This window comes from Nitrospiria bacterium (assembly GCA_036397255.1).
Taxonomy (GTDB): domain Bacteria; phylum Nitrospirota; class Nitrospiria; order DASWJH01; family DASWJH01; genus DASWJH01.
This window is the reverse complement of record DASWJH010000064.1, coordinates 1-23,601: the sequence shown is the minus strand read 5'-3', so window position 1 is coordinate 23,601 and position 23,601 is coordinate 1. Positions and strand designations below refer to the sequence as shown.

At 45.6% G+C, this 23,601-nt stretch carries 14 protein-coding genes and 1 riboswitch; of the genes, 3 read left to right on the top strand and 11 right to left on the bottom strand.

The annotated features are described in order from the left end of the window. Position 1: 1 nt before the first annotated feature. The 7 genes from VGB26_08620 to VGB26_08590 form a co-directional block, all read right to left on the bottom strand. The gene (locus VGB26_08620; GenBank protein HEX9757849.1) at positions 2–1,375 is read right to left on the bottom strand and encodes a sigma-54 dependent transcriptional regulator; all 1,374 of its coding nucleotides are present in this window, start codon (positions 1,373–1,375) and stop codon (positions 2–4) included. 30 nt (positions 1,376–1,405) lie between these two features. Beyond that, positions 1,406–3,607, bottom strand: coding sequence for an ATP-binding protein (locus tag VGB26_08615; GenBank protein HEX9757848.1), 2,202 nt, complete (start codon positions 3,605–3,607; stop codon positions 1,406–1,408). A gap of 142 nt (positions 3,608–3,749) precedes the next feature. Then, positions 3,750–4,325 carry a DUF4390 domain-containing protein gene (locus VGB26_08610; GenBank protein ID HEX9757847.1) on the bottom strand — a complete coding sequence of 192 codons (576 nt, stop codon included), beginning with the start codon at positions 4,323–4,325 and terminating at the stop codon, positions 3,750–3,752. Between the two features lie 43 nt (positions 4,326–4,368). Beyond that, entirely contained in the window at positions 4,369–7,149 is a 2,781-nt protein-coding gene (bamA, locus tag VGB26_08605) for an outer membrane protein assembly factor BamA (protein HEX9757846.1), read from the bottom strand. Then, positions 7,149–11,078: a translocation/assembly module TamB domain-containing protein gene (locus VGB26_08600; protein HEX9757845.1), complete on the bottom strand. Its 3,930-nt coding sequence runs from the start codon at positions 11,076–11,078 to the stop codon at positions 7,149–7,151. The genes bamA and VGB26_08600 overlap by 1 nt, the downstream gene beginning before the upstream one ends. Before the next feature lie 11 nt (positions 11,079–11,089). Further along, the gene (locus VGB26_08595) at positions 11,090–11,497 is read right to left on the bottom strand and encodes a DUF1844 domain-containing protein (GenBank protein HEX9757844.1); all 408 of its coding nucleotides are present in this window, start codon (positions 11,495–11,497) and stop codon (positions 11,090–11,092) included. Positions 11,498–11,743: 246 nt separating this feature from the next. Then, entirely contained in the window at positions 11,744–12,547 is an 804-nt protein-coding gene (locus tag VGB26_08590; protein HEX9757843.1) for an iron-containing redox enzyme family protein, read from the bottom strand. Positions 12,548–12,812: 265 nt separating this feature from the next. Between VGB26_08590 and VGB26_08585 the strand changes: the two genes are divergently transcribed. Then, a complete protein-coding gene (locus VGB26_08585; GenBank protein HEX9757842.1) occupies positions 12,813–14,018 on the top strand; it encodes a hypothetical protein in 1,206 nt (401 codons plus the stop codon). Between the two features lie 107 nt (positions 14,019–14,125). On the opposite strand, the gene VGB26_08580 is transcribed toward VGB26_08585, so the two are convergent. Continuing rightward, positions 14,126–16,732 carry a hypothetical protein gene (locus tag VGB26_08580; GenBank protein ID HEX9757841.1) on the bottom strand — a complete coding sequence of 869 codons (2,607 nt, stop codon included), beginning with the start codon at positions 16,730–16,732 and terminating at the stop codon, positions 14,126–14,128. 122 nt (positions 16,733–16,854) lie between these two features. Then, positions 16,855–16,953: riboswitch (cyclic di-GMP riboswitch) on the bottom strand. A gap of 232 nt (positions 16,954–17,185) precedes the next feature. On the opposite strand from VGB26_08580, the gene VGB26_08575 reads away from it, so the two are divergent. Next, a complete protein-coding gene (locus tag VGB26_08575) occupies positions 17,186–18,301 on the top strand; it encodes a peptidylprolyl isomerase (protein HEX9757840.1) in 1,116 nt (371 codons plus the stop codon). A gap of 149 nt (positions 18,302–18,450) precedes the next feature. Next, the gene (locus VGB26_08570) at positions 18,451–18,945 is read left to right on the top strand and encodes an acyl-CoA thioesterase (protein ID HEX9757839.1); all 495 of its coding nucleotides are present in this window, start codon (positions 18,451–18,453) and stop codon (positions 18,943–18,945) included. A gap of 216 nt (positions 18,946–19,161) precedes the next feature. Here the strand turns inward: VGB26_08570 and VGB26_08565 are convergent, their stop codons facing one another. The 3 genes from VGB26_08565 to VGB26_08555 are packed head-to-tail and all read right to left on the bottom strand — an operon-like array spanning position 19,162 to position 23,438. Beyond that, positions 19,162–20,541 (bottom strand): hypothetical protein, encoded by a 1,380-nt coding sequence (locus VGB26_08565; protein HEX9757838.1) that lies wholly within the window; start codon positions 20,539–20,541, stop codon positions 19,162–19,164. Positions 20,542–20,563: 22 nt separating this feature from the next. Next, a complete protein-coding gene (locus tag VGB26_08560) occupies positions 20,564–21,616 on the bottom strand; it encodes an IPT/TIG domain-containing protein (protein HEX9757837.1) in 1,053 nt (350 codons plus the stop codon). Between the two features lie 7 nt (positions 21,617–21,623). Beyond that, positions 21,624–23,438 carry a hypothetical protein gene (locus VGB26_08555; protein ID HEX9757836.1) on the bottom strand — a complete coding sequence of 605 codons (1,815 nt, stop codon included), beginning with the start codon at positions 23,436–23,438 and terminating at the stop codon, positions 21,624–21,626. Between the last annotated feature and the right edge of the window lie 163 nt (positions 23,439–23,601).

Genomic DNA, 23,601 nt, shown 5'->3' with positions numbered 1-23,601 from the left:
CCTATTTGTGTTCTTGTTCAATATTCAAACTCTTTATCTTCCGGTGAAGATTGCTCCGCTCTATTTGGAGTTCTTCCGCCGTTTTTGAAATATTCCAATTATTGGCGCAAAGCTTTTTATGAATAAAACGCCGTTCAAATTCTGCCCGGGCCTCTCGAAGGGATGAAACATGCTCCGGGGAGCTCGTCTCTGGACCGGGTTTGGATAGTGAGGCCCCTTTGAAAACATTGGAAACCGCCTCACCTGAAATGACGGAACTGGGGACCATGATCAGAAGCCTTTCCACTACATTCCGCAATTCCCTTACATTTCCAGGCCAGGAATATTCCTGGAGTAATTTCATCCCGTCAGGGGAAATGGTTTTGACCTTTATCCCTTGTTCTCCTGACAACTGTTTTAAAAAGTAGTCAGTCAGGAGGGGAATATCCGCTCCCCGCTCTCTCAACGGAGGAACGGAAAGGGGAATGACATTTAATCGGTAAAAAAGATCTTCTCGGAAATTCCCTTTCTCAATTTCTTCCATAAGATCCTTGTTAGAAGCCGCAATCACCCTGACATCTGCTTGGATTAGGCGACCGCCACCCACCCGGTTAAATTGCTGTTCTTGCAAAACCCGTAAAACCTTAGCTTGGGTAGGTAAGCTCATATCCGCAATTTCATCCAAAAACAGGGTTCCTTGATGTGCCAGCTCGAAGCGCCCTTTCCGAGTCCCTTGGGCTCCGGTAAACGCTCCTTTTTCATACCCAAATAATTCACTTTCAATGAGGGTTTCGGGGATGGCTGCACAATTGACCTCTACGAACGGTTGATCTCTTCTAAGACCACAGTCATGGAGGTTGCGGGCTACCAGTTCTTTTCCCGTTCCGTTTTCCCCTGAAATCAGAACTCGACTATTGGTGGGTCCGGAAATTCGAATTTGTTCTTTTAATTCTTCCATCACCGGACTTTTCCCTATCATTTCAAACCGTTGGTGCATCCGTTCTCGTAGTCTAAAATTTTCTTCTTCCAACCGCTGTTGATGCAGAGCATTCCTGATCATAAGGGTAACTTTTTCTAAAGAAAGCGGTTTTTCGATATAATCATAGGCCCCTAGTTTGATGGCCCGGACGGCCGTTTCAATGGATCCGTGTCCTGACATCATGATCACTATTAATTTCGGAACAACTTCTTTAAGTCGTTTGAGGGTCTCCAACCCATCCCACTCCTCCATCCAAATATCCAGAAGGACCAGGGCAGGGGGATCTTGTTTTGCAATTTTTAGAGCTTCCATGCCATTTTCACATACCGTAATATCGTATCCTTCATCTTTCAAAACTGCTGAAAGGGTTGTTAAAATATTCCGTTCGTCATCAACAATTAATATATTTTCTGCCATAACAACATCCGCATAATCTAATAGAATTCCCTAGGACATAACAGGAAGATCTATAACAAAGTTGGTCCCCTTGGGAATATTTCGTGTGGCATGAATATGACCGTTATGGTCAGAAACAATCCGGTGAACAATTGCCAGGCCTAAACCGGTTCCTGCTTTTTTCTTTGAAAAATAAGGAATAAAAAGTTTATCAAAATCCTCTTGATGGATACCACCTCCTTCATCCGCCACTTCTACCCTTACCTTTTGCTCTTTTTCTTCCAATGAAGCGGTAATCCACAGTCTCCCCTGATTCCTCATAGCGTGAATGGCGTTTTCAAATAAATTAATAAATACCCTTTTAATCTGCTCTCGGTCCAGATGAATCAATGGAAATTGGTTTGGGCCATGATAAATGACCTTCACGTTTCGATGAATCCCTTGGTACAAATTTATAACCTCTTGAATAATCTCAAACAGATTGCATGGGAGAAGGGTGGGGGCAGGCATCCGGGCAAAATTGGAAAACTCGTCTAGCAGGGTTTTTAAACCGCTGACTTCTTTAATAATGATTTGAGTGGATTCATCCATAACTGCTGGAAAATCAGGTGCTCCCTCCAAAAATTTTTTCCTTAAGCGCTGAGCGGAAAGCTGTATCGGGGTTAATGGATTTTTAATTTCATGGGCCATTCGGCGAGCCACTTCCTGCCAAGTAGCCACTTTTTGGGCTTTAATCAGTTCCGTGAGATCATCAAAGGTTACGACAATTCCTTGGGGTTGACCCAAATCATCTACCAAATTTGAAATCTTTACCCGGAGTGTGAGGGCCTTTTGAAGGTAATCAATCTGAACTTCTTGTTGAATCAGTTTGCCTTTCTGAGATTTAGCCTGATGAATCAAATCATTGATGAGGGATAATTGCAGAGAGCGTAATGTTTCCTCATAGGGTTGGTTCTTCAAATCATCTGCTTTGATCTCTAGAATTTTTTCAGCTGATCGATTGAATGTAGTAATCCGTCCCTCATTATTTATTGAAATAACCCCCGTGGCAACATTTTCCAGGATGGTCTCGGTATAGGCGCGTCTTTGGTCAAGCTCCAAATTTGAGTTTTTTAATGATTGATTCGCGCTTTCTAAACCCGTTTTACTGACCCTTAAATCCTCTGTCATTTGGTTAAATGAATTAACCAAGTGTCCAATCTCATCGCTGGTTTTGGCATCGATTCGAAAATCCAGATCCCCTTGGGCCACCGCTTGGGTTCCTTCCACCAGTTTTTGTATGGGTACGGTAATTCCTTTTGCCAAATAGAAGCCAAACCAGGTGGCAGAAAAAATGATAAGAAGGGTCATGATCAAAAAAGACAAAAGATAACTCCATCGGATTGGATTTTTAAAGGTTTGGAGGAGCTTATAATCTTCAAACGCCTTGGTTACATTGCCCATTTTATCTACCAAAAGCCGTGGAATTAACCGATTAACGACTAAAACCCCTAGGGGCTTCTGATCATCAAGTGACAAAATGGGAACCGCGACTTGAACCAAATCCCCTCTCCCTTTTGAAAGGATATGGGTCCCTTGCTCCCCCTTGAGTGCCCCCGTTAACAGATGCTCGGGTGGGGGGACCAGAGCTGACCCTTCCCCATTGGGGTTGTCGGAAAAGTTTTTCAAACTAAAATCGGTCGAATAATATCCGATGGCATCAACCTTATATTCCAGGCGCTTTTCCTCAAGAAACCGGTTCACACCCTTTCCGCTCTTTACCGAAAGGCTTTTATTTTGGACTAAACCTTTTTGAATATTTCTTGCCAGTTCCAAAGTGGACTGTTGGGTTTCCTGGTAGTAGGTCTGGGCAACCTCTAAAGAAGTGCCCAGGGATTTTTCGATCTGCCCACTAAACCAGTTTTCGATAGAATCATTGATTAACTTACTGGCGACAATAAACAATAAAACTGATGGGATCAGGGAAAGACCTACAAAAGCGGAAATGAGCTTAATCCGGAATGTAGCCCCCAATAATTTATGGCGGCGCTCAAAGTAAAGTTTAATTAAATTTCTAGACAAAAGAAGAAGGAGAAGAACAACAAGGATCAGATTGACATTGACCAATGTTAGGACAAGAATATTGCTTGGAAAAAGAGAAGGGTCCTGAATTCCTTCAAAATAGACAGTGGTTAAACCAATGGTGAGAATCAGAGCAGCTAAAGTGAGTAAAATAGGTAAAAAGCGCCTTGGTTTTTTTTCCTTAAAATCCATATCTGAACCTTTGGTTGCCTTTCATTTTCACCTCATTGGCCCCAATAACCCATCGGGTATTACCCAAAACATCCCTTTAAGAAATCCTATCAGTCATCCTTACACGATAAAAAGTTTTGGAAAAACGAGATGAAAAAGATATTCAATGGCCATAGAAGGGAGAGGAATCGGCCCACGGAGTATCCAGCTCTAAAAATGGGATAAAGAAAAGCAGATATTCTAAGTAAAACGGAAGTTTGGTTGCACGCATTTCCGCTTTGACACTGATGTAATAGGTCTCACGAGGATCCAAAAATGAAATGGGAGTTATTTTAACATTATTAATTTCGGAGATCAAACGAAGTAACTCCTCGTAATTCTCAATTTTTTGCTCTTGAGGGGTTTGTTCAGTACGCGTAATCAGCAGATACTGTTTTTTAAGAATATCATATTTAATGGTATGTTTAATCGTCCTTGAAAGAACTTCTTCATCCATCCAAAAGGTCTGGCGCCGTTTTAGTAAAACATAATAGAACAGATCTTTTTGAATTCCATTATGAATATCCCTTTCGAAGTTTTGATGAAATCCTCGTTCCAATCGAGCAGAAACCAAAATATCTTCCTGGCTATCAACGACCGAAAGTTCCGCAATCCGGCCATCCTCCCCAAAAACTTTTAAAGGAAGGAACAAAACCAGAAATAAAAAACTAAACCCAGCCTTGAAGAAAAAATTCTTCATTTCGCCCTGTTTTAATTCTTAAATACCCGGTTCCTTGGGACCCTTAAAAAATTTGACCCAGGGTGAAATGGATTTCGTAGGGATCTTCCCCGCCCTCTGGATCCAGTTTATAACCGATATCCAACCGAAGAGGACCAATGGGGGTAAAGTACCGGACTCCCCACCCGGCTGAATAATTGAGTTCCAAAAAGTTAATTTCCCTGGGTTCGTTCCAAACCATTCCACTGTCCACAAAGCCTACAAGCCCGAATTTAAAGGGAAGGAAAAAACGCACCTCATAATTGAGGTTGACCATCACATCCCCGCCCGTTAAGGTTCCATCCTGAGCCCTGGGTCCAAGAGAGTCTTGTTTGTAGCCTCGAACGGTTTCTCGACCTCCTAGAAAAAACCGCTCTGTAATCGGGACCTGTTTAGAATTCCCAAACTCATTCGCCATCCCACCGGATCCAGACACTGCAAAAACGGTCCAGGAAACCAAGGGAAAATACCACAAGCTCCGCAGGGTAATCTTGCTAAACTGTTCCTCTGAACCCAAAATCCGAGCGGCCTGCCGAAACTGTATTCCATTAAGGGACCCCGATGTGGGATTAAACAAATCGTTACGTGTACTCCTAACCAGCCCCGGATTGATGGTTGCAATATTAAAACGATCTTCATCATCAGGAACCAAAGTCGGTGAAATCACATCTGTCTTATTGCGCTCAAACTGGTAGGAAAGTGTTCCTTTAATATGATCACCAAAATCCTTTTCAAGACCGATGGTGGTTCCATACGTGTTTAATTTATAAGAGGTACGCTCTTGTATCTGATAGGTCAAACCAACCCGTGCATCCAGATCATAGTTAAAAAGCCAGGGTTCTAGAAAACTAAGTGTATATTCAGAGTTCTCAAAACTCGCCTGCGCCCGAAGAACAGCTTTGCGTCCCGTGCCATACAGATTATTTTGGGAAATTTGGACAAAACCAACGACACCCTCCGCTTCCCCATACCCCCCCCCAAACTCCAGGGAACCCGTAAATTTTTCTTTAATCCTCAAATCCATAGCGCGAAAATAATTTTTCCCTTCAGATTGTATTGGTTCAAATCGGACCTCTTTAAAATAACCTAAACGGTAAAGGCGACGTGTGCTTTTAAGAACTTTTTCATAGTTATAAACATCCCCTTTTTTCACCAATAGTTCTCGTAAAATAACATGATCTTGAGTATAGTCATTCCCCTTGAGTTGAATGTCACTCACATACGCTATTTGATCCTCAGATATCCGATAAATGATGTCCACTTGTTGGCGGTCATCTCGAAAATTCACTTCTTGGTCGATCTTAGCATAGATATAACCTCGTTTGGAATAGAACGAAAGAACAGACCTAAGGTCTTCCCGGAGAAGGCTAGAATTTAAAGGAAGACCTTTTTTTAATTGAATGTTTTTTCTAAGAAGATCGGGGGAAAAACTCAAATTTCCTTCAAAATGGATTCCGCGGATAAAGGTTCGAACACCTTCTTCTATGTTAAATTGAAGAGAAAGCGATGTTTTCTCTTTGGGGTAAACCATTTCCCACTTCACCTGTGTCTGCAAAAAACCGCTTTTCCGGTAAAAATTTTGGATGGCCACAATATCTTCTTTTAAAACTGCTTCAAGAAAAATACCTCTTGAAAAGATCCCCCCGGTTTTGGTTTTCATCAGTTTTTTGAGATTCTTGGAATTTAAAAATATGTTTCCTGCAAAAGTGATTTCTTCCAGAAGCGCATGGGGACCTTCCAAAACTTGAAAAATGACCCGAACCAACCCCGGTTCAGGCTCTTCTTTCTGATAAGTAATCGATGAAAACGGGTACCCTGATTGGCGATAAAATTCGATTAACCGTTCCACACTGTCCCTCAAGACAGCCTCATCTTGGCTACGGTCTGCAAACACCAAAATTTGCTCCAAAAGTTTTTTGTTTGATTTTTTCTCGTTCCCTTGAAACAAAACTTCCACTTTTGGACCTGGCCGGATGGAGAGGAACAATTCAACCTGATTATTTTTTATATTATAAATCAAAAAGGGATCTTCAATAGCCACTTCGATATAACCATGGTCAACATACCAACTTTTTAGGTTTTGGATATCTTTTTCAAACTGAACAGCGCGATAAATTTTTCCTTTTTTCGTTTTAAAACGCTTTCTTATTTTTTCTTCAGAAAAAGACAACTCCCCCCTGAATTGCAATTCGGAAACCCTTGCAGGAGTTCCTTCATGAAGGGAAACAAACAAAACCGCTTTTTGAGCCTGAACATCTACTTTCTCCATAACTTCAATGGACGCTTGAAAAAAACCTTCCTTTTGATAAAGGACACTCACTGCTTCAATTAATTTTGAAAGATCTTCTGAAAACCATTCTTCACCGACCTTAAACGTAACATGGGTTCTTAAAAAGGAAGTGGCAAGGGTTTGGTTTCCCTCAAAAAATATCCCCTCCAAAAAAATTTTAGGATACAGGAAAAATATAACCGTTAGGCCCTCTTCGCCCTTCTGAACTTCCACACGAACATTCTGGAATTTCTGGAGACGGTATAGGTTGGCCACGCTTTCCCGAATCCGATTAAAATTGAGAGGTTCCCCTGGTTGAATGAGAAGTGCTTGATTAAATTCTTGTATAGGAATGGGCAAAGGAAATTGTAATGAAATTTGGTCTATTATCTTTCCTTCCCATTGGGAATAATCCTGAGCGAAACTATCTTTTTGCGGAAAAGGAAGAATTCCGGCGAGTAGAGGAACCAAAACCCAATAAAAAATTTTTTTAAGGTTGAAGAGATTCACCCACAGAGTTGTAAAGTTCCGGGACATCACCGATATTCAAAGCGAAATCTAATGTTCCCACTGACATTCCCCAATTCATCACGTCGCCCAACCAAATAAATGTTTCGGTGGAGTAGGTACTCAATGAGAACGGTTTGCTGTTCAGAGACGTCCATTGGGGTAACCGAATAGGTCACTGTTAAATCATCATCTAAAAGTTTCTCCGATACAGTGATGAGCACACCTCCGGCCGCTTTTGAACCTGAATAATACGGATCCACTTGAATTCGGTCAAAACCAGTAATCTCCTCAAATTGGTGTTCAACCTCCTCCTGAACTCCTCCTGTCGCAATGGAGACCAACTCGGTGGTCCCGATGCCCCCCTGGGCTTCGGCAACTTCTTCCGCTGTTTTTCCAGTCAATAGCAGGGAGAGAATATCCGTATCACTCAGGGATGGATTGGAGGTGAACACTATATTAAAAGAATCCAAACTCCCTGTTAAATTTAAATCAATTTTATAGTCCCGAATCTTTGTTTCGGCCTGAACATCAAATATCGGGTTAGTTTTTTCTGGATTGATAAAATCGATGGCCCCGCTTTTGATATCAAATGTATTTCTTCTGAAAAAAAAGGTGCCCCCTCCGGTTTCCATTCTGCCCAGCACCAGGGGTTGATTCAAGGTTCCACGAATAAAAAGGTCCACGGTCAGGGGAAATTTAGAAAGGTTATTATCCACTCGGATATTGTTCTTCCCAAGGACATGAAGGTTTAGGCGGGTATTTCCGATTAAGGGAATGGTGGATTGTTCCTTTTGGATTTTTCCGGTCACCACTTCGGTTACCCAGGTTTTCCATTCCACTTTTTTGGAATACGTAGCACGCTGAATTAAAATCTCACCTTTTAAATCTCGAGTCTCCGGATTTCCCTGAAAAAAAAGAGTCCCATTTACGATACTCGATAACCCATCGGGCACTTTAAAACGAACGTCATTTAACTCCAATAAAAGCCCAAAATCCACAAAGGAGAAATTGTGTAGTTTTAATTTTCCGGACCCACTTAAGGTTCCTCCCCCGACCTCCCCTTCAAAAGATTCCAGTAAAACCTGCCTTTCATTAAAAAGAAGACCAAGGGATTTCAGGTTAACCGTTTGGGAAAGGGTTTCGCTTCGGATAGTACCCCCTGAAGAGGATAATCCTCCACGGATTTTTGGATCATTCCATTCATTAAAAATCCGGATCGCCAGATAGGCCTTTCCTTTGGCCTGCTTAATTTCACGGGTAAAGAGTGACAAAACACTGAGATCGGTTTCCCCCCGAACAAAAAGGTTATAGAAATAGAAAGGTTTTAAACTTCCGTCAATAGATAGAATCGTTTCTTCACTTTTAAGCTTTAATTCCCCAATTTCAAAAACACCAGTTTGAAATTTAAAATGAATATCTCCATCATTTTTAACAAGGTGGTCTCCTAATTGAAGGCTGAGATCCGATAACGCAATTTGAAAAGAGGCTCCATCGAGGGCTTTTAAATTTCCACCCCCGGAAATTCTTCCCGATGAGCGAATGGGAAGGGAACTAAACAGTTTTGGCATAAATAAACCTAAAACGGGATCAATTCTCGCCTGAATAAGCGACAGGTCTATCTGAAAGGGAAAAAGGGACTCCAATCCTAACTGGGCATTAAGATGCAATGTATGATCAAAAAACTCGGAATCAATTTTAAATTCTTTGCCTTCAATCACCCCCTGAATCCGGCCTTGACCCAGATCTTTTTCCTGGTAGGCGATTCGGGTCACCCCCGCAGCCAGTGAAAACCGCGGATCATTAAAGGGTCCATGTCCCTGAATGACCCCGGCAATTTTCCCCTCAAAATAGGGGAGACGATCATAAATAAAATCAATTTCTTCTAATTCCAAACTTTCTGTAGATATCTCAACCGAAAAAGATTTATCAAAAGAAAGGGTTCCCTTGCCCGTCAACAAACTTTCATTTCTCCACACTTCAACCTGCTCAAAGGTAATCCCATCCCTTTTTACGATAAGAGAAACCAAACCGCTATCAAAAGCCTGGCCGTAGGCAGACCCCGCCCCAACATCAAAAGAACCTCTCAGTTCAAAATCCCGAGGGGTGCCGAGAAACTTCAAATCCCCATCGGCAACACCCATCACCGGTAATTCCTTATAAAAAAGGGAAACCACATCCCGGGGAACCCCTTGGTCGATTTTTAAAGATAAATCAAAAAAAGGGTTGGATAAGCCCGAAAAGGAAAAGTCGTCGTCAGGGGAAATCCTCATGATTCCACCCACTTCATACCTTGAATTCCCGGCCCTGAGGACGGTAGGATAAATTTCAAGAACTCCCTCCTTGAATAAAAGGCGGGAGGTTAAAAATCCAACGGGATTTCCGCGATAGGTTATGTCCTGGAGTTCAAGATGGGCGTGGGAGCGGGGGTTGCTCGGATTCCCAACCAAAAGGCCCGATAGTTTACCCTTCCCATCTAGACCATGTACCCCAAAAAGGGGAAGAAGCTCTCCCAAGTCTGCCGGTTGGGTCTGATAAGCCAAAGCCATCTCCAATTTGCGATCAATGGTTCCCGAAAACACCAGTTGAGAATGGGGACTAGAAAAACGGCCAGAAGAGATCCAAAGGGTTTGGTTAGAAAATTGAAAGGCGATTTCGACTTGGCCTGAGAGCAAAATAAGATCTTTAACCCATTCCGACTTTTTTTGGGTAGGGGAAGGGATAGGGAAAGGAACCGTGGAAGGGGACCTGGCCGTTAGGGTTCCCTCACCTTGATATGAAAAAAGATCAAGGCCTTTTCCCTGTATGGAAAGATTAACCCCAACCGCCTTTCCGAAGGAACGAATTTCAGGATAAAAATAGGCTAAGATGGGCAAAGGATCTATTTGGGTCAGATTAAAATCCAATTCCATACCAGATAGACCCTGATCCCAGGGAAAAACCCAATGGCCCGTAAGGTTTCCCCCCATTCCTTGTCCTTCAATCCCGGTTATGGAAAGGGTACGCTCGCTAACCTGATAGGCGAATTGAATGGATAAGGGGTCGACTGGATGCTCATCCAGAAATAATGGATCCAATGTAAAATGACCCTTCCCCTTTGCGTCCTTAAGATAACCTTTAAAACCGGTGTTGAATTCAAGCACCCCTGAGACCGGTAAAGCCAAAGGAAGGAAAGGCGACACCTTTTCAAGGTCAACCTGACTTTCAATTTGAATCTCCATTTGAGGATCTTGGAAATTATTCACGGTCCCTTGGAGGGTAATTTGGGTTTTTTCCTGTTCAATTTTAAAATGGGAAATGGTGAGATGACTTGACGTAACCAGAAACCTCCCCTCCATGCGGTCAAAAGGGACTGTTTTTTCCTTCCATAGGAAAGAGCCATTGGTGGTCTGAATCCGACCATTGAACCTTCTCATTAAAAAACCGGACTGTAAACTAACATCGATCCCAGAAAGGTTGATGGAAAATTTTTCGATCTGGCAATTTATTCTCCCTCGGTGAATGAGTAATTTTTTAATGTTAAATTTCGGGATCTTAACTTCCGGGGAAGAAGATTCTGTTGAAAAAAGATTTTCAAGGATATCTTCAATTTGGGAACGCCCCCCCTCCTCTTTGGAACAATAAAGATGGGGTTCGCTTAATTCCAGTCGGTCAATGACCAATAGCTTTGTAAAGTAAGACCACGGGCTAAAGCGAAGGTGGGCCTTTTTCACGGTAAACAGATCCCTTCTATTTATTGACCCGCTTCCAGAAATGTCTAATTCACCCAGGGTTAATGACGGAGGGAAAAGCGAAAAATCGATTTTCTGAATCACGGCCTCTTGACCTGTTGCTTTTTCAAGCTCACCAAGAAGCCGTTTTTCTATGGCAGATGACAGGAAACCTTTTGATAAAAACCAAATGACGACAAGGAGAATGACCAGAAACAAGCCTCCTCCAAGGACCCACCGTTTAACCAAAGGGACTCCTTTCACCCTTTAGATTGGTCTTTTTTGCGAGCCATTTCCACATATTTTATCCGGACACTATAAAGAAGGTTACTCAAAAGACCCTCCTCCTCTTGGGTAAGATTTCCACGGGTCTTTTCTTGTAGGATGCTCAAGAGGTCAATGGTTTCTTGGGCTTGAGAAAGGTTGATGGATTTTTCTCGTGTAATCGGATTGGGCTCCTCGCCAAGGGCAATAAAAACAGAGCTGGCTAAAGAAAAAAGAAATGTCGAAAAATTAATTTCGACCGGCCCATACTGTTCAGAAGACTTTTCGGTTGGGGAACGGTTGGGCTCCTCTTTTGAACGGGGGGGTTCCACTTTTTCATGATCCTTTCCTTCATCCTTAAAACGCCGGTCTCGAACCGTAAAACTTTTTTCCTCATCCGACATATTCACCTGTTCCTTTCATGAAAATGTTTGTCACCTTTTCGGACTCCCTCTTCTGCATGGTTTTACCTGAGCATCCATAACCCAGCGAAAAAAATGCAAGGGTAAAAAGATCCCCTCCAACGGTTCTCATGGTAAAAACACAAAACCCTTTTATGGGTTAAAAAAGAGTTTAAAAGACAGAATTCTCCCTTAAAAACAAAAGTTTATCACAAAATGTTTTTTTGTTTCAAGAGAAAAGGAAGCCTCTCAGAGGGCCAATTGGCAAGCTAGGGCAACTTCATCTCGGTAGGACAACCAAAGCCGAAGAGATTTTGACAGTACTTGATAGATTTCTTTTTGAATGCGGGCATCTTTTGCGTGGTCCAAAACCATTCGCCAAGCCGCTAAGCGATGACTCCCTTCTATATGGTGGTGAGCTCTCACCAAATCCATACGGGAGGGGTTTAACCCATGAAATGCGACTAGGGGATGTTTTTTGATTTTCTCTTCTATGTCCATAGGGTCAGCACGCCAGGAAGGTTCGCACTCTTTGCGATCTTTAATACTTCCTTCAACAAAAATGGTCACTACACTGGCAGCCAGTAACCAGGAAGGGCCGGTCGTAACTTGATCTAACCATTTTCGGTAACGTCGGCTACTGGGAAGCATCCGAATATTGGAAAATTCCGAAAGAGGATACCCCAGTCCTTCCATCATGACCAAAAAAAGCTCAGGATGGGGTCGACCCAGGCTTAACCCCCCTGTTTCCTCTTCGTAAAGGTTGGAAACCAGGTCTTGACGGACTTCCATGGGGGGATTTTTACAGTGAATTCGGCTTAAAAAAATTGGAAAATCTCTTACATAAACCTCATATTCCTGCTGAAAATGAATTTTTAACTGTTTTTTGGAAATGTGATTTCCAGAGAAGTGATTCCATGCCCAGTGGTCTTTTTGGTCCATGACCTGAAGAAGCAGTTCTTTAAAATCTCCAGGAGGAAGAGGCCCTTTGTAATTTTTCCAGAGATCGTTTTTTATCAACGGTTCACGGGGAAGTGATTTTTGTCCCGGCATATTTTAAGGGTACCAAAAAATTGGCAGACGTCAACTCAATTCACAAACCGTTTTTTGTAAAACCCCTAAGCAAACAGGAAAATTAACCTAAGGGAAACCCATTTTCAAAATTCAAGACGGGGTAACCCCTTACCTTCTTTGCCAAAAGGTTTCAGAAATTTCTTTAAGGGTCACCTACCACCCGGGGAAACATATTTTCATAACTCTCCACTTATGATAGATTATCTCATTCCAATTTAATGTATTTCAACAAAAAGATAAGCAAATGAAATTCAAAAGAACGCTAATCCTATTGGTTCTTCTTTTGGCAGGCATTGGATTTCGAATAGATTCGGTGTCCTTTCCTGAATACCATCCAAAACACAAAAGACTCCCTCATGGTTTTTTTGATTACCGGGGTTTGATTCACCTGCACACCACTTATTCCGATGGTGAAGGTACCGTAGAAGAAGTGGCAAAAGCAGGTAACGCCGTAGGAATGGATTTTCTAATTTCAACCGACCATAACACACTAAAACCTCTTTTGGCCCAAAAAGAGGGGTGGTATAACCGCCTTCTATTTTTAGTGGGAGAAGAGGTCAGCATGGAGGGGGGCTATATTTTAGCGATTAATATTACCCAAGCCGTGGAGGAGGGAAGGAAAAAGGAACCCCAGGCAGTGGTAAATGAGGTCATAGACCAGGGGGGGATGGCGTTCATCTCCCATCCATTGAACGATCGATTCAAATGGAAAAATTGGGATGTAGACGGAACCATTGGAATGGAAATTATTGACCTTGATGATCAATGGAGAAAAACAAATCCCTTATATCTTTTTTGGGGCATGATGACTTTTCCATTGAATCCCTCCTATGCCTTACTCCAAATTCTAAGCAAGCCCCATGATGTGATGAGCCTATGGGATGGGTTGACTTCAAAAAAACCAGTGGTAGGCATTTATTCCCCGGACCTCCACGATCAGGTTCGTATAACAAAGGGTTATTACCTCAAATTCCCTCCCCGGGAAAAAACAATGCCCCTCGTCAGCAATCACCTCCTGCTCTCCCAACCTTTCACCGGAGATTTGTCACAGGATAAAAAAAACCTCTACGGGGCGCTTAAAAAAGGTCACCTTTATCTGGCGTTGGATTTATTGGGGGACCCCAGGGGATTCATGTTTCGGGGGTTGACCCAAACCGGGAAACAGGTGATTATGGGTGATCAAATTGTTTCCCATAACCCTGTGAGATTGGAGGCCTCCACCGGACCTGATTCCCCCTTTCAAACCTACCGAATCAAGCTCATTCATAATGGAATGGTCATCAAGGAAAAGGAGAATGGCCCCCTTGATTTCGAAACAACCGAGCCGGGGATCTACCGTGTAGAAGTGGAGGTTGAATGGATATCCCCTTTCTTTATTCCCCATCGGTACACATGGATTTATTCCAATCCCATTTATATCCTTAAAAACAGCCCGGTCGAAATACGGTGAACAAAACTCCCAAGTGAATGTGCCCTGCCGGGCGCACAAAAAAAGGGGCGCGTCATACTATACGCGCCCCCGAAGACATCAAGGGGTTAAAACCCTCTTATGCCTCCCTATTCGATCAACTTTCCTTCAGAGTATCTGACTCCTGTTGTAGAAGGCATCGCTCCCATTCCGTGATCCACAAAGGAAGGAATCGCCGAAAGGTCCAACGCATTGGCCAAGGTCAGATCCGGTGGATCGGAGGGATTCGACACCGCTGCCAAGAAAAGGCTGGTTTCAAGAGGTTTGATCAAATAACTCTGACCGGAGACATCAGCATCGTCAACTTGAGTCCCCGCGGGAATGTTAATGATTTTGTCAGAGATGGTTGAGCTCATGACAAAATCATTTTTACGGAGTTCCTCGTACAAGTTGGGCATTCCGTGCATCCACCCATCATACTGTAGAGCCAAGTTCTTTTGTTGACCTCCTCCGTTGGTCAGGGTAATGGTCGAAAAACGGATCGGATCCGAAACCAACACATAGTCCCCATTGGAATCAATCAGGTATTTCAACGTTCCCCAGGTCTCCCCCTCCCTCGGGTAATCCCAGTTAAATTGGGTCCCGGTGGCGGTATTATTCACATAGGCCTCAATTCCCCATAACCCTCTGGTTACAACCGCCCCGACCGCAACCCCTTGGTTGGGATTTCCCTGGTTATCTTTATCATTCTCTCCAACGGTCAGATATTTCAGCTTCATGAAGGTTGAGCTGTTCGAATCCGTATCGAACGTAAACGTCGAATCGTTGTCCGGATTCCAGGGGGATTTAAAAACCGTCCCCGATGAAACAAATGTTGAAGCATTCACCGGATTGGCAACCGTCTGGATTTCAAGCTTCACGTCATAGGTACTGCTTCCGGTCCTCTTAACGATGTAATTGGTCCCCTTGCTGTTGATATAAAGCTCCTCATTCAACGGCAAGGTATACGTTTTATCGTTGGTCCCAAATTCCGGTGTCCAGGTCCGGTTATCGAAAGAGACCAGCTCCTTTTCAACCCAGGCGGGACCATTGTATTCGATGTAGATCGATCCGCCGACGTTTGCCCAAATTTGCTCTTGGTGATTGGGGGAATAAAGGGTTCCCGTAGATGTGTATTTTCCGGTTTGTTGATCGAAAGTGGCCACATAGAAACCTGCCCCTGACGGTCCGGATGAAAGGTAGACATATTCCACATTGGTTTGGGAATTGTTATCCCATCGGTTGATATTCACAAATTTCCGGTTATCGTTTGCACCCACTTCAAGGGTGGCCAGCATGATGGAAGGAAAATCGTCGAGACTTCCGCAGGTCATTCCGTTCTGATCCCAGGTGGGATTCACACAGTTAAACCACTTGGAAACGTTACCGTCATACATTAAATTGTAAAATTTCCCGATCCAGGTCTCCACCGGAATTCCCTGAATGTCTGCCAATGAGCCGGTAACGGTGGAACGCTTCACCAAGGTTCCGGTAAAAGGTGCCGATACCGTGTAGGTCTCGGCGGTTTGATCCGGTCCACGGTCTTGACGCGTCACCACGGTACCTTCTGGGATCGTTCCCTCGGGACCCCAGATCTCATGTCTCCCCTGCCAAGCGCCATAGTAACCAAACTGGTTGATGTTGTTGAGGGAATACGTAATGGGAAAACCAAACGTTTTGCTTTTATTGACATTTTGACCGGTGGCACCATCAAATAATCCATAGCGATGGGTCATTTCAGTGGAACTGTTTCGATCAAAAGACAGGACCGAATCGCTGCCCTTCTGTACCGCTAAAAAATCAGCATTGTAGGCATAAATGGCATCCGTGGTAATGGGAATACAATTGTTACCGCAGTTTCCCCAATCCACAGCTTCCCAATCCGGAAATTCAACCTTCCCGTAACCGGTGGTATCCGTTCGGTAAATGATTCCTTTGTGAGAGAAAGTGGTTCCATTTTCCGGAAATACATCCTGAAGTTTAATGACGGAAACCCCATTTTCTATAGTCGCGGAGGCCACAAAGAAATCGGTTAAAGAATCTCCAAATTTTACATCCATGTTCCAAACGCCGTAATCCGCAAAGGAGCCATCGCTATTTTGTGTGGCAGATTGATAGGCTTTAAATTGGGCCTTAATGAGCTCTACCCCATCAGGGCCTGCCTCCTCAATCCACACCAGGACCCGGTTCACATCCTGCCCATTCTCTACGATCATCCTGGAATCAACCACCCAAGGCTGGAGCTGCTTGACATCGATCCCGTTGGACTCCTCTTCCCAGGCCACCATCGCCTTATACGGCCCCAGATTAATATTCGCCGGATCCGAATAATGGGTCTGGTTCAAGGCATTGAGCACTTCTTCGATGATTTCGAACTGCTCCAACGTCCGATCTTCCACAAACCGTTTGGTTTTCGCATTGGAATAATCGGTCCCGGCATCGGTCGCTGCCATTCGAAGCGCTTTGAATTTCGCTCCGAATCCGCTTCCTGAGTTCGATGCATCATTCGTAGGTTTGTTGCTCGAGCTGTTATTTGTCGAAACAGCAGAGATTTCGGTTGGAACATCATAACCTGTGGTTTTACTGGAAAGGACCTCCCCATCTGAATTGGTAAGAGAGTTGGATCCTCCCCCCCCTGAACAGGAGATGGAGAAGACAATGGTTGCCACCATGCAACTTCCGGTGGCGATTCTTTTTAATTGCCATGGGCTATGCATTGTACAAATCCTCCTTTATTTTGCGGTCCCTTTGTCATCAACAGCTCCACCACCTGAAAAAAAAAGCCTACACCCCGTTTAAGAGATGCAGGCCTAATTGGATAGGATAAAAAACCTACCACTTCGGCGGACCTTCAAACCCTATTCCAAACCAACGGGCTTGGAACGTAGGTCAAGGACTTTGCGACCCCCGCTTTCGCCAGGGTGTGCCCTTATCGGTGGTGATGCTATATACTTTTTTCCTTTTAATTCCTGAATGACTGCTTGTTTCACAATTACTAGAGGTAAGATTAGCAGCCAAATTCATTTTGTCAAGTCTCCCCAGGTTTTCCTTTTCTTAGATTTTCAGGTCCAATTCATCCTAATTTTTCAAGACTTGCACCCCTATTCGATGGAATGTTAGAATGCCTATAGTAAAAAAAATTTTGGCAAATGAGGAATTTTCTTTTAAAAATGCCCTTGCTGATCCCCCCCTTAATGAAACGCCTCAAAAAACTCACTTTTTATCTTATGTTAGGAACCCTCCTGCTTTTATCCTTTCAGGGCCAGGGATGTGAGGGTTCTTCCTCTACACAAAACGGAAACCAGGAAAAAACACCCCCCCCTTCTTTATCCTTAGACTCCCAAAGCCCTCTTTCCCCAGAAACCGTTGCGATTGTAAACACTGCAAAAATCAGCAGTAAAGAATTTGATCTTCTTGCCAGTCAATACGAATCCATGAATCCTGAGGGCTTTGGGAAAATGTCAGAAATTGAAAAAAAGGAGTTTTTCTCAAAAATACTCAACGACTTGGTAACCAAAAAACTTCTTCTCCAAAAAGCTCAGGAGGCAGGAATTGAAATCCCAGACGAATTGGTCGATCATGAGTATCTTGCATTACAATCTTCATTTCCATCCGAGGAGGCTTTTCTGGAAGTTCTTAAAAAAGGAAAAACAAACCCACTCTTATGGAAAAAAGGGGCACGGGAAACCTTTATCATTCAGAAATTGGAAGAATCCATTTCAAAGGATATTGAAGTCCCGGAAAATGAAATTCAGAACTATTGGGAGTCCTATCAGGTTTCTTTTAGAAAAGACCAGGTACACGCCCGGCATATTCTCACCCGAACGGAAGCTGAGGCAAAACAGGTTTTGGCCTCCCTGAAGAGGGGAACACCTTTTGAATCAACAGTCAAACAATTCTCTGTGGATCCCATGAGTCGGAATATTGGAGGGGATCTGGGGTGGATACTTCGGGGAAGTTCTTTTGAAGATTTTGAAAAAGTTGTTTTTTCCCTGGAACCGCAATCCATCAGCCCTCCGGTCAAGGGAAGGTATGGGTATCACATTGTCCAAGTTTTAGGCAAAAAATCAGCCCAAGAAATTTCCTTAAAGGATGTTCGGGAGAAAATTTCCCAAATCATCCGTCAGCAAAAATGGTATGCTCAACGGGAAAGCTGGATTAACGGGTTAAAAGAGAAAGCTTCCATTCAGATTGACCCTGATTATCTAACTCATCATACGTCCCTTCAAAATGTCCTCAAAACCCGCAATTCCCAAAAAGGGCCAAAAGACCATATTGAGTCATAATAAGATACTAAAAAAAGGACAAAAGGAAACGGATCTCTTCTCCCCAATTGAACGGGGGGGAACGGTCCAGGCTCAGTTGGATAGACTGACGGGGAGAAAAGCCTTTGAAAAGGAAATTTTAAAGGTCATTTCATAAACAAAGGAATCCTATGCCAAAAACCCCAGGAAAACCCATTCGTGATTCTGCAACCGAAATGGTCCAAGTGGTCCTCCCGAATGATACCAATATATTTGGAAATATCTTAGGAGGACGCGTCATGCATTGGATTGACTTGGTTGGGGCCATGGTGGCTCTTCGGCACAGCCGTAAACCCGTGGTTACCGCTTCCATGGAGCGGTTGGATTTTCATTCCCCCATTCGATTGGGGGACCTGGTGATCTTAAAAGCCTGCTTAACGTATGTGGGAAGAACTTCCATGGAGGTTCAGGTGGAGGTATTTTCCGAAGAGCCATTGACGGGCTCCCGGCGCCATACCAGCAGCGCCCACCTCACCTATGTGGCCGTGGACGCTTCGGGAACCCCCATCCAGATTCCCCCGCTCGTTCTAAATACCGATGATGAAAAGGAGCGGTACCAAGAGGCGGAACGGCGAAGAGAACGAAGAAATGCTTTAAAAGCGGGGCGGGAAAAGCGAAAACAATAAAAAAGATTAAACCTCGTCTTGCTTCAACCTTCAGGGTTACACCAAAGTTCACAATGGATTGTCATTCCCGCCTGCCTGCCCCTGACTGTCCGGCAGGGTGCCCGATAATAATATTTGGGAATGACAGCCATGGAGATTTTCAATATCTTCAACCTCTCAACCTCGAGTCTTTAACAGATTAAGTTGTCATTCCGAGCGAAGCGAGGAATCTATACTCTACTGCATTAGCAATCGATACGGCACTTCCCGGCCCGATTCGGTGACGAGATAAATCGAAGAATCCCCTCCGTACACCGCCGCCACTTTGATTTTCTCCACCTTCTCCCCTTCCACAAAGACAGGGAAAGGATTGGAGGCCATTTGGGGAAGCGTGAAGCTGCCAAACGCATTGAGCACACTGATCTGCCCTTGAGGAAAATTGATGTTGGCCGTGGCTGTGGCGCTTGAAAAAGTCCCCGTGGATGCCGAGCTGTTTACGGACGTTGGATTGGCAAAGGGCGGAATCAGTTTGACCGTGAACACGGTGCCGACCGGAATATTGTTGGCCGTTAATGTTACCGGCACGGGGTTTGTCGTTCCGTTCGGCAAAGAGACATCGGCTGATGTAAAAGAGCCGCCTGGGTTCGGAGGTGAAGTCTCCCCGCCCACCGAACTGATCGTGAGGATCGGCAAGTCAATCAACGACGGGGTGCTGTTGGCGGTTATCGGTCCGGGGGTATCCACAAGGGATGCCGGCGGGTTGGTTGCCAGGATGCTCCCTGTCACAAACGCTTCAATGCGTATTCGGCCATCGGTCCCGCCACCGCTACACAAAGCCGATCCGCCTGACTTAAGCGCTCGAATGTTTCCGGTATTCGTGATTTCCGGAGCCACCAAACGGATGGCCCCACCACTTCCTCCTCCTGCTACACCGTCGCAGCCGCTTTGCTGAAATTGTAGGGATTCCGCACCCCCATTGGCGGTGATCGTGCCCGTTACGGTTATCTTGGTGGTGGAGGCAATGACAATGGCACCGCCACCGCCTCCCCCGGAGGCACCTGCATTATTGGAATCTCCGCTCGTTCCCCCACCCCCGGAGCCTCCAAACAGAGGAATAAGGGATTCAAAAGAGGAGGGCGCGCCGTAATTTCCTCCCCCGGAGGTCCTCAACGCAGGATTTCCTCCCCCCGGCCCCTGGCCCGCGGATCCGGAATTATTGGCCAATCCGCGAGAGCCTCCCTGCCCTCCAACAAATCCGCCGGGACCGGGAGCCCCGCCTGGATTAATCAGGTTTACAGTGGAAAAGTTGGACCCTTTGGATCCGTTGACACTGGTGGTCCCCGCGATCGTCACATCCCCCGTGGCTAATATCGTCACCGGGGTATTGGCGGCATTTGGTTGAAAGGTCACGGTTCTTCCCGATGCAATGTTGACGGTCGTGTAATTGAGGATTCCATCGGGGGGAAGCGTGACCGTTACGTTGGAGGACGGGTTGAAAGCCCCATCCGCCCCGGTGCTCCCGCTGCTGAAGGTTTGAGCGGAGACCTGGCTTGCCCAAAGCAGAAGCAGTAGGACGCCTACTTCGCTGATCCCTTGAATGATTTTCTTTGATTTCATCTTTCACTCCTTTCGAAAATAATTATTCAGGCATAAAGACACTTTCAGGCGGTGCAACGCTCATGGTGCTCCCCGATGGCGCGCTGGTGGCTGGAACCGTACCAGTGATCGGCATCTCCACACTCGTGGGACCGTGGGAAACATAACCCTGCCCTGAGGGCGCAACAGCCGCCGGGACCTCTGAGATCACCGGTAATCGAACGCTGACCGGAGGTGCGGCCGATTGTGTGGGCCCGGAAGGTGAAACGGTTCCGGGGACATCGGTGATCAGCGGCATAAAGACACTCAGCCTTGCGTTATAAAAAGAGCCCATGGCAGGGGCAACGGTAACCGTGATTGGATCGCTCTGGGCCTCGCCTCCCGAAGTGGTGATCGTAAACGTATAGTCTCCCACCGGAGCGTTGGAGCCCACCGTGAGTTGGATCGGAAGGCTGTCGGATGTTGCACCGGGGAGGATCTCCGCTAAAATCCCTCCCCCGGAAAAAGTAACCGCCTGGGAATCGGACAGGTTATCCCCATATATCACAGCTGTGATGGTCGTTCCCTGTCCCACCCGATCGGGATCAATTCCGGAAATGGTGGGAGCAGCAACAACGGTAAAAGGTTCCGGGCTTGTGGCAGTGCCGTTGGAATTGGTGACCGTCACGGGGCCCGTTGTCGCACCGGACGGAACGGCGGCAATAATGATATTGGGGGTGGATGATGAAACCGTCGCCGCGGTTCCGTTAAAAGCCACCTGATTGTCGGCGGGGGTTGGACTGAACCCGTAGCCCTGGATCTCCACATCGATGCCGACCTCTCCCTTTGAAGGGGAAAGGGCCAGGATCCCGATATCGGTCCCGCTTGAGGCAAAACGCTCGATCGAAAGGAGGTTTCCCACTGCATCGTAGTTGTAAACCGCAACATCCCCCTGCCCGTCCACCACACCGATCAATCGCCCCAAATCATCGTAAAAATACCGCGCTTCATCGGTCTTCACTACGGATGGAAACAATAAAATAAAGAGAATCAGGCCCATTCCCCATCCGATGGCTGATTTACGATAATTTAAAATACTTTTTCCGGGCGTATTCATTGGTCCTTTAATTCCCTGCCGAAACGGACTCGACATAGACTTTTTTCGTCACCGCTTGGCGAATTAGCTGCATCTCTTCTCGATTGAACGGCCTTGCCGACTCCAACGAGGTCTCCTGAGCGGGGTTTCCCCTTTCATCCACAATCCGGTCCCAAAGGAATTCCTCCGGCATGAAGCCGGTCAATTTAGGATAGTTTTTCGTGGGAGAGGCCCCAAGACCCAGCGCCTTTTCGCTTTCATGACAGCTTGCACAGCTTCGTGTCTCTTTCCTGACGGTGTGGGGGATCGTCGGGTTATGGGCGAAGCCGAGTTTATCTTCTCCCGTCCTTTGGGGACGTCGTTTATAGACCACTTTCCCCGATTCATCGATGAGGGTATAGACGACGGAGCTTCTCTGCGCAAAGGGGGCCGCCTTTCCCCGGTGGTTGATCCCCAACAGGTAGTCCTTCTCTGCCTCCCGGACCCCGTCGATGAGGGTATATAGACCGAATTCACTCTGTTTTTTCTCCAGATGATCGTAGGAGACATGAATCGGTTTGGCCTGCTGTGTGAGGTCCATCTGGATATGGCATCCCATGCATTTCGGGACCCATGCCGAATGGCAGGCGTAGCATTCCATCTTCTCTATGTGGCCTTGAATCTGATGGGCCTTCACAGACACCTCTCCGGACCCCTCTTTAATCTGAGGAACCGGGTGCTCTTTTCCATCCAGCTTGGAGGTCAGCGTGAGCTTCGCCAGTCCCTTTTCATTACCGGGGGACTTCTCAATCTTTAAATTCGGCAGTCTGTTTCCCATGGCGGTGATGCCCGTGCCAAAGCTTTGGGCCGTTCCGTGGCAGGTCTCGCACCGAATCTCCAACTGATAGACCTTTTTCAAATAGATATTCCCATCCCCGTGGATTTCGTTGATCGTGTGGCAATCGATACAGACCATCCCTTTTTCATAATGTATGTCCGGAACCTGATCGGAATAGGTATGGCCATGCTCCAGGTCCTGAAACAGCACATCATAGCGCCCCGGCTGTTCCATTTTTCCCATAAAGGCCATGGCGATTCGGTTTCCCCCCGCATGGCAGGTGGCACAGGTGGAGATGGGAACTTTTGTCGTCAGTTGATGTTTGACGGGATGGCCGTGCTTGTTTTTGGGAATGGTAGGATCGGCGCTTTGGCTCAATCCCTCGGTATCATAGGTCATGTGGCAGGCGGAACAGCCCGTTCCCCGGTAGTCCGCCTTTCGCTGGACCCCTTCCGTCCAGAGATGGCATTGCATACAGGCTTTTCGGGTGAGATCAAAGAAAACATTCTTCGTCGTGGCATAGGTCGGAAAGGGCAAGAGCCGGTCGGTCGTCCCCGGTCGATCCGGTTCATATCCGGGAAGCGCAGAAATCTCATACTTTGAAAAGGCATATTGGGCTTCCTCTTTTTTCTCCTGAAATCCGTTCAAATAAAGAAATCCGCTCATCGTTCCGGACCGGGTGGCCATCAATGAGCGTTTGACCCGATCGACGATCTCTTTATGGCAGGTCCCGCAAGTCTGATCGGCCACGGTTAAATCTCCAGGATTTTCGATCATCCCCTGGTGGGCTGCGCTTTTTTCGCTTGAGTCTTTATTTCCCAGATGGCAGGCCGTGCAGTGAAGCGGGGCCTTGGGGTGGGCCTCCTCGCTTCCCTCATGGCAGCTCAAACAGGCCTCCGTCTTCCCGCTTGCAAACAGAAGCCGATCATCTTCTTTCTGTTTTTTTATTTCATCCAATATCATTTTTCCGCCAATCGCTACACCGATCATTAAGAAAACCGCTCCAATTAAAATTCCTTTTTTCATTTCTTTTCCTCGACCCTTTTACCCTCTCCCCCTTGTGGGAGAGGGTTAGGGTGAGGGGGTATTTCTTTTAATGCTAAGAAGAATCGTTTCGGTCATACCCAAATTCATATTTATTCCTGCTCCTGCCCCTTGAACTTCCAGCCCACCCTGTGCTTATGGCAAT

Bases quoted from the DNA above. Each gene is read 5' to 3' on its own strand.
- VGB26_08620 (HEX9757849.1), bottom strand. From the start codon at position 1,375: ATGGCAGAAAATATATTAATTGTTGATGACGAACGGAATATTTTAACA.
- VGB26_08615 (HEX9757848.1), bottom strand. From the start codon at position 3,607: ATGGATTTTAAGGAAAAAAAACCAAGGCGCTTTTTACCTATTTTACTC.
- VGB26_08610 (HEX9757847.1), bottom strand. From the start codon at position 4,325: ATGAAGAATTTTTTCTTCAAGGCTGGGTTTAGTTTTTTATTTCTGGTT.
- bamA (HEX9757846.1), bottom strand. From the start codon at position 7,149: ATGTCCCGGAACTTTACAACTCTGTGGGTGAATCTCTTCAACCTTAAA.
- VGB26_08595 (HEX9757844.1), bottom strand. From the start codon at position 11,497: ATGTCGGATGAGGAAAAAAGTTTTACGGTTCGAGACCGGCGTTTTAAG.
- VGB26_08590 (HEX9757843.1), bottom strand. From the start codon at position 12,547: ATGCCGGGACAAAAATCACTTCCCCGTGAACCGTTGATAAAAAACGAT.
- VGB26_08585 (HEX9757842.1), top strand. From the start codon at position 12,813: ATGAAATTCAAAAGAACGCTAATCCTATTGGTTCTTCTTTTGGCAGGC.
- VGB26_08580 (HEX9757841.1), bottom strand. From the start codon at position 16,732: ATGCATAGCCCATGGCAATTAAAAAGAATCGCCACCGGAAGTTGCATG.
- VGB26_08575 (HEX9757840.1), top strand. From the start codon at position 17,186: ATGCCCTTGCTGATCCCCCCCTTAATGAAACGCCTCAAAAAACTCACT.
- VGB26_08570 (HEX9757839.1), top strand. From the start codon at position 18,451: ATGCCAAAAACCCCAGGAAAACCCATTCGTGATTCTGCAACCGAAATG.
- VGB26_08565 (HEX9757838.1), bottom strand. From the start codon at position 20,541: ATGAAATCAAAGAAAATCATTCAAGGGATCAGCGAAGTAGGCGTCCTA.
- VGB26_08560 (HEX9757837.1), bottom strand. From the start codon at position 21,616: ATGAATACGCCCGGAAAAAGTATTTTAAATTATCGTAAATCAGCCATC.
- VGB26_08555 (HEX9757836.1), bottom strand. From the start codon at position 23,438: ATGAAAAAAGGAATTTTAATTGGAGCGGTTTTCTTAATGATCGGTGTA.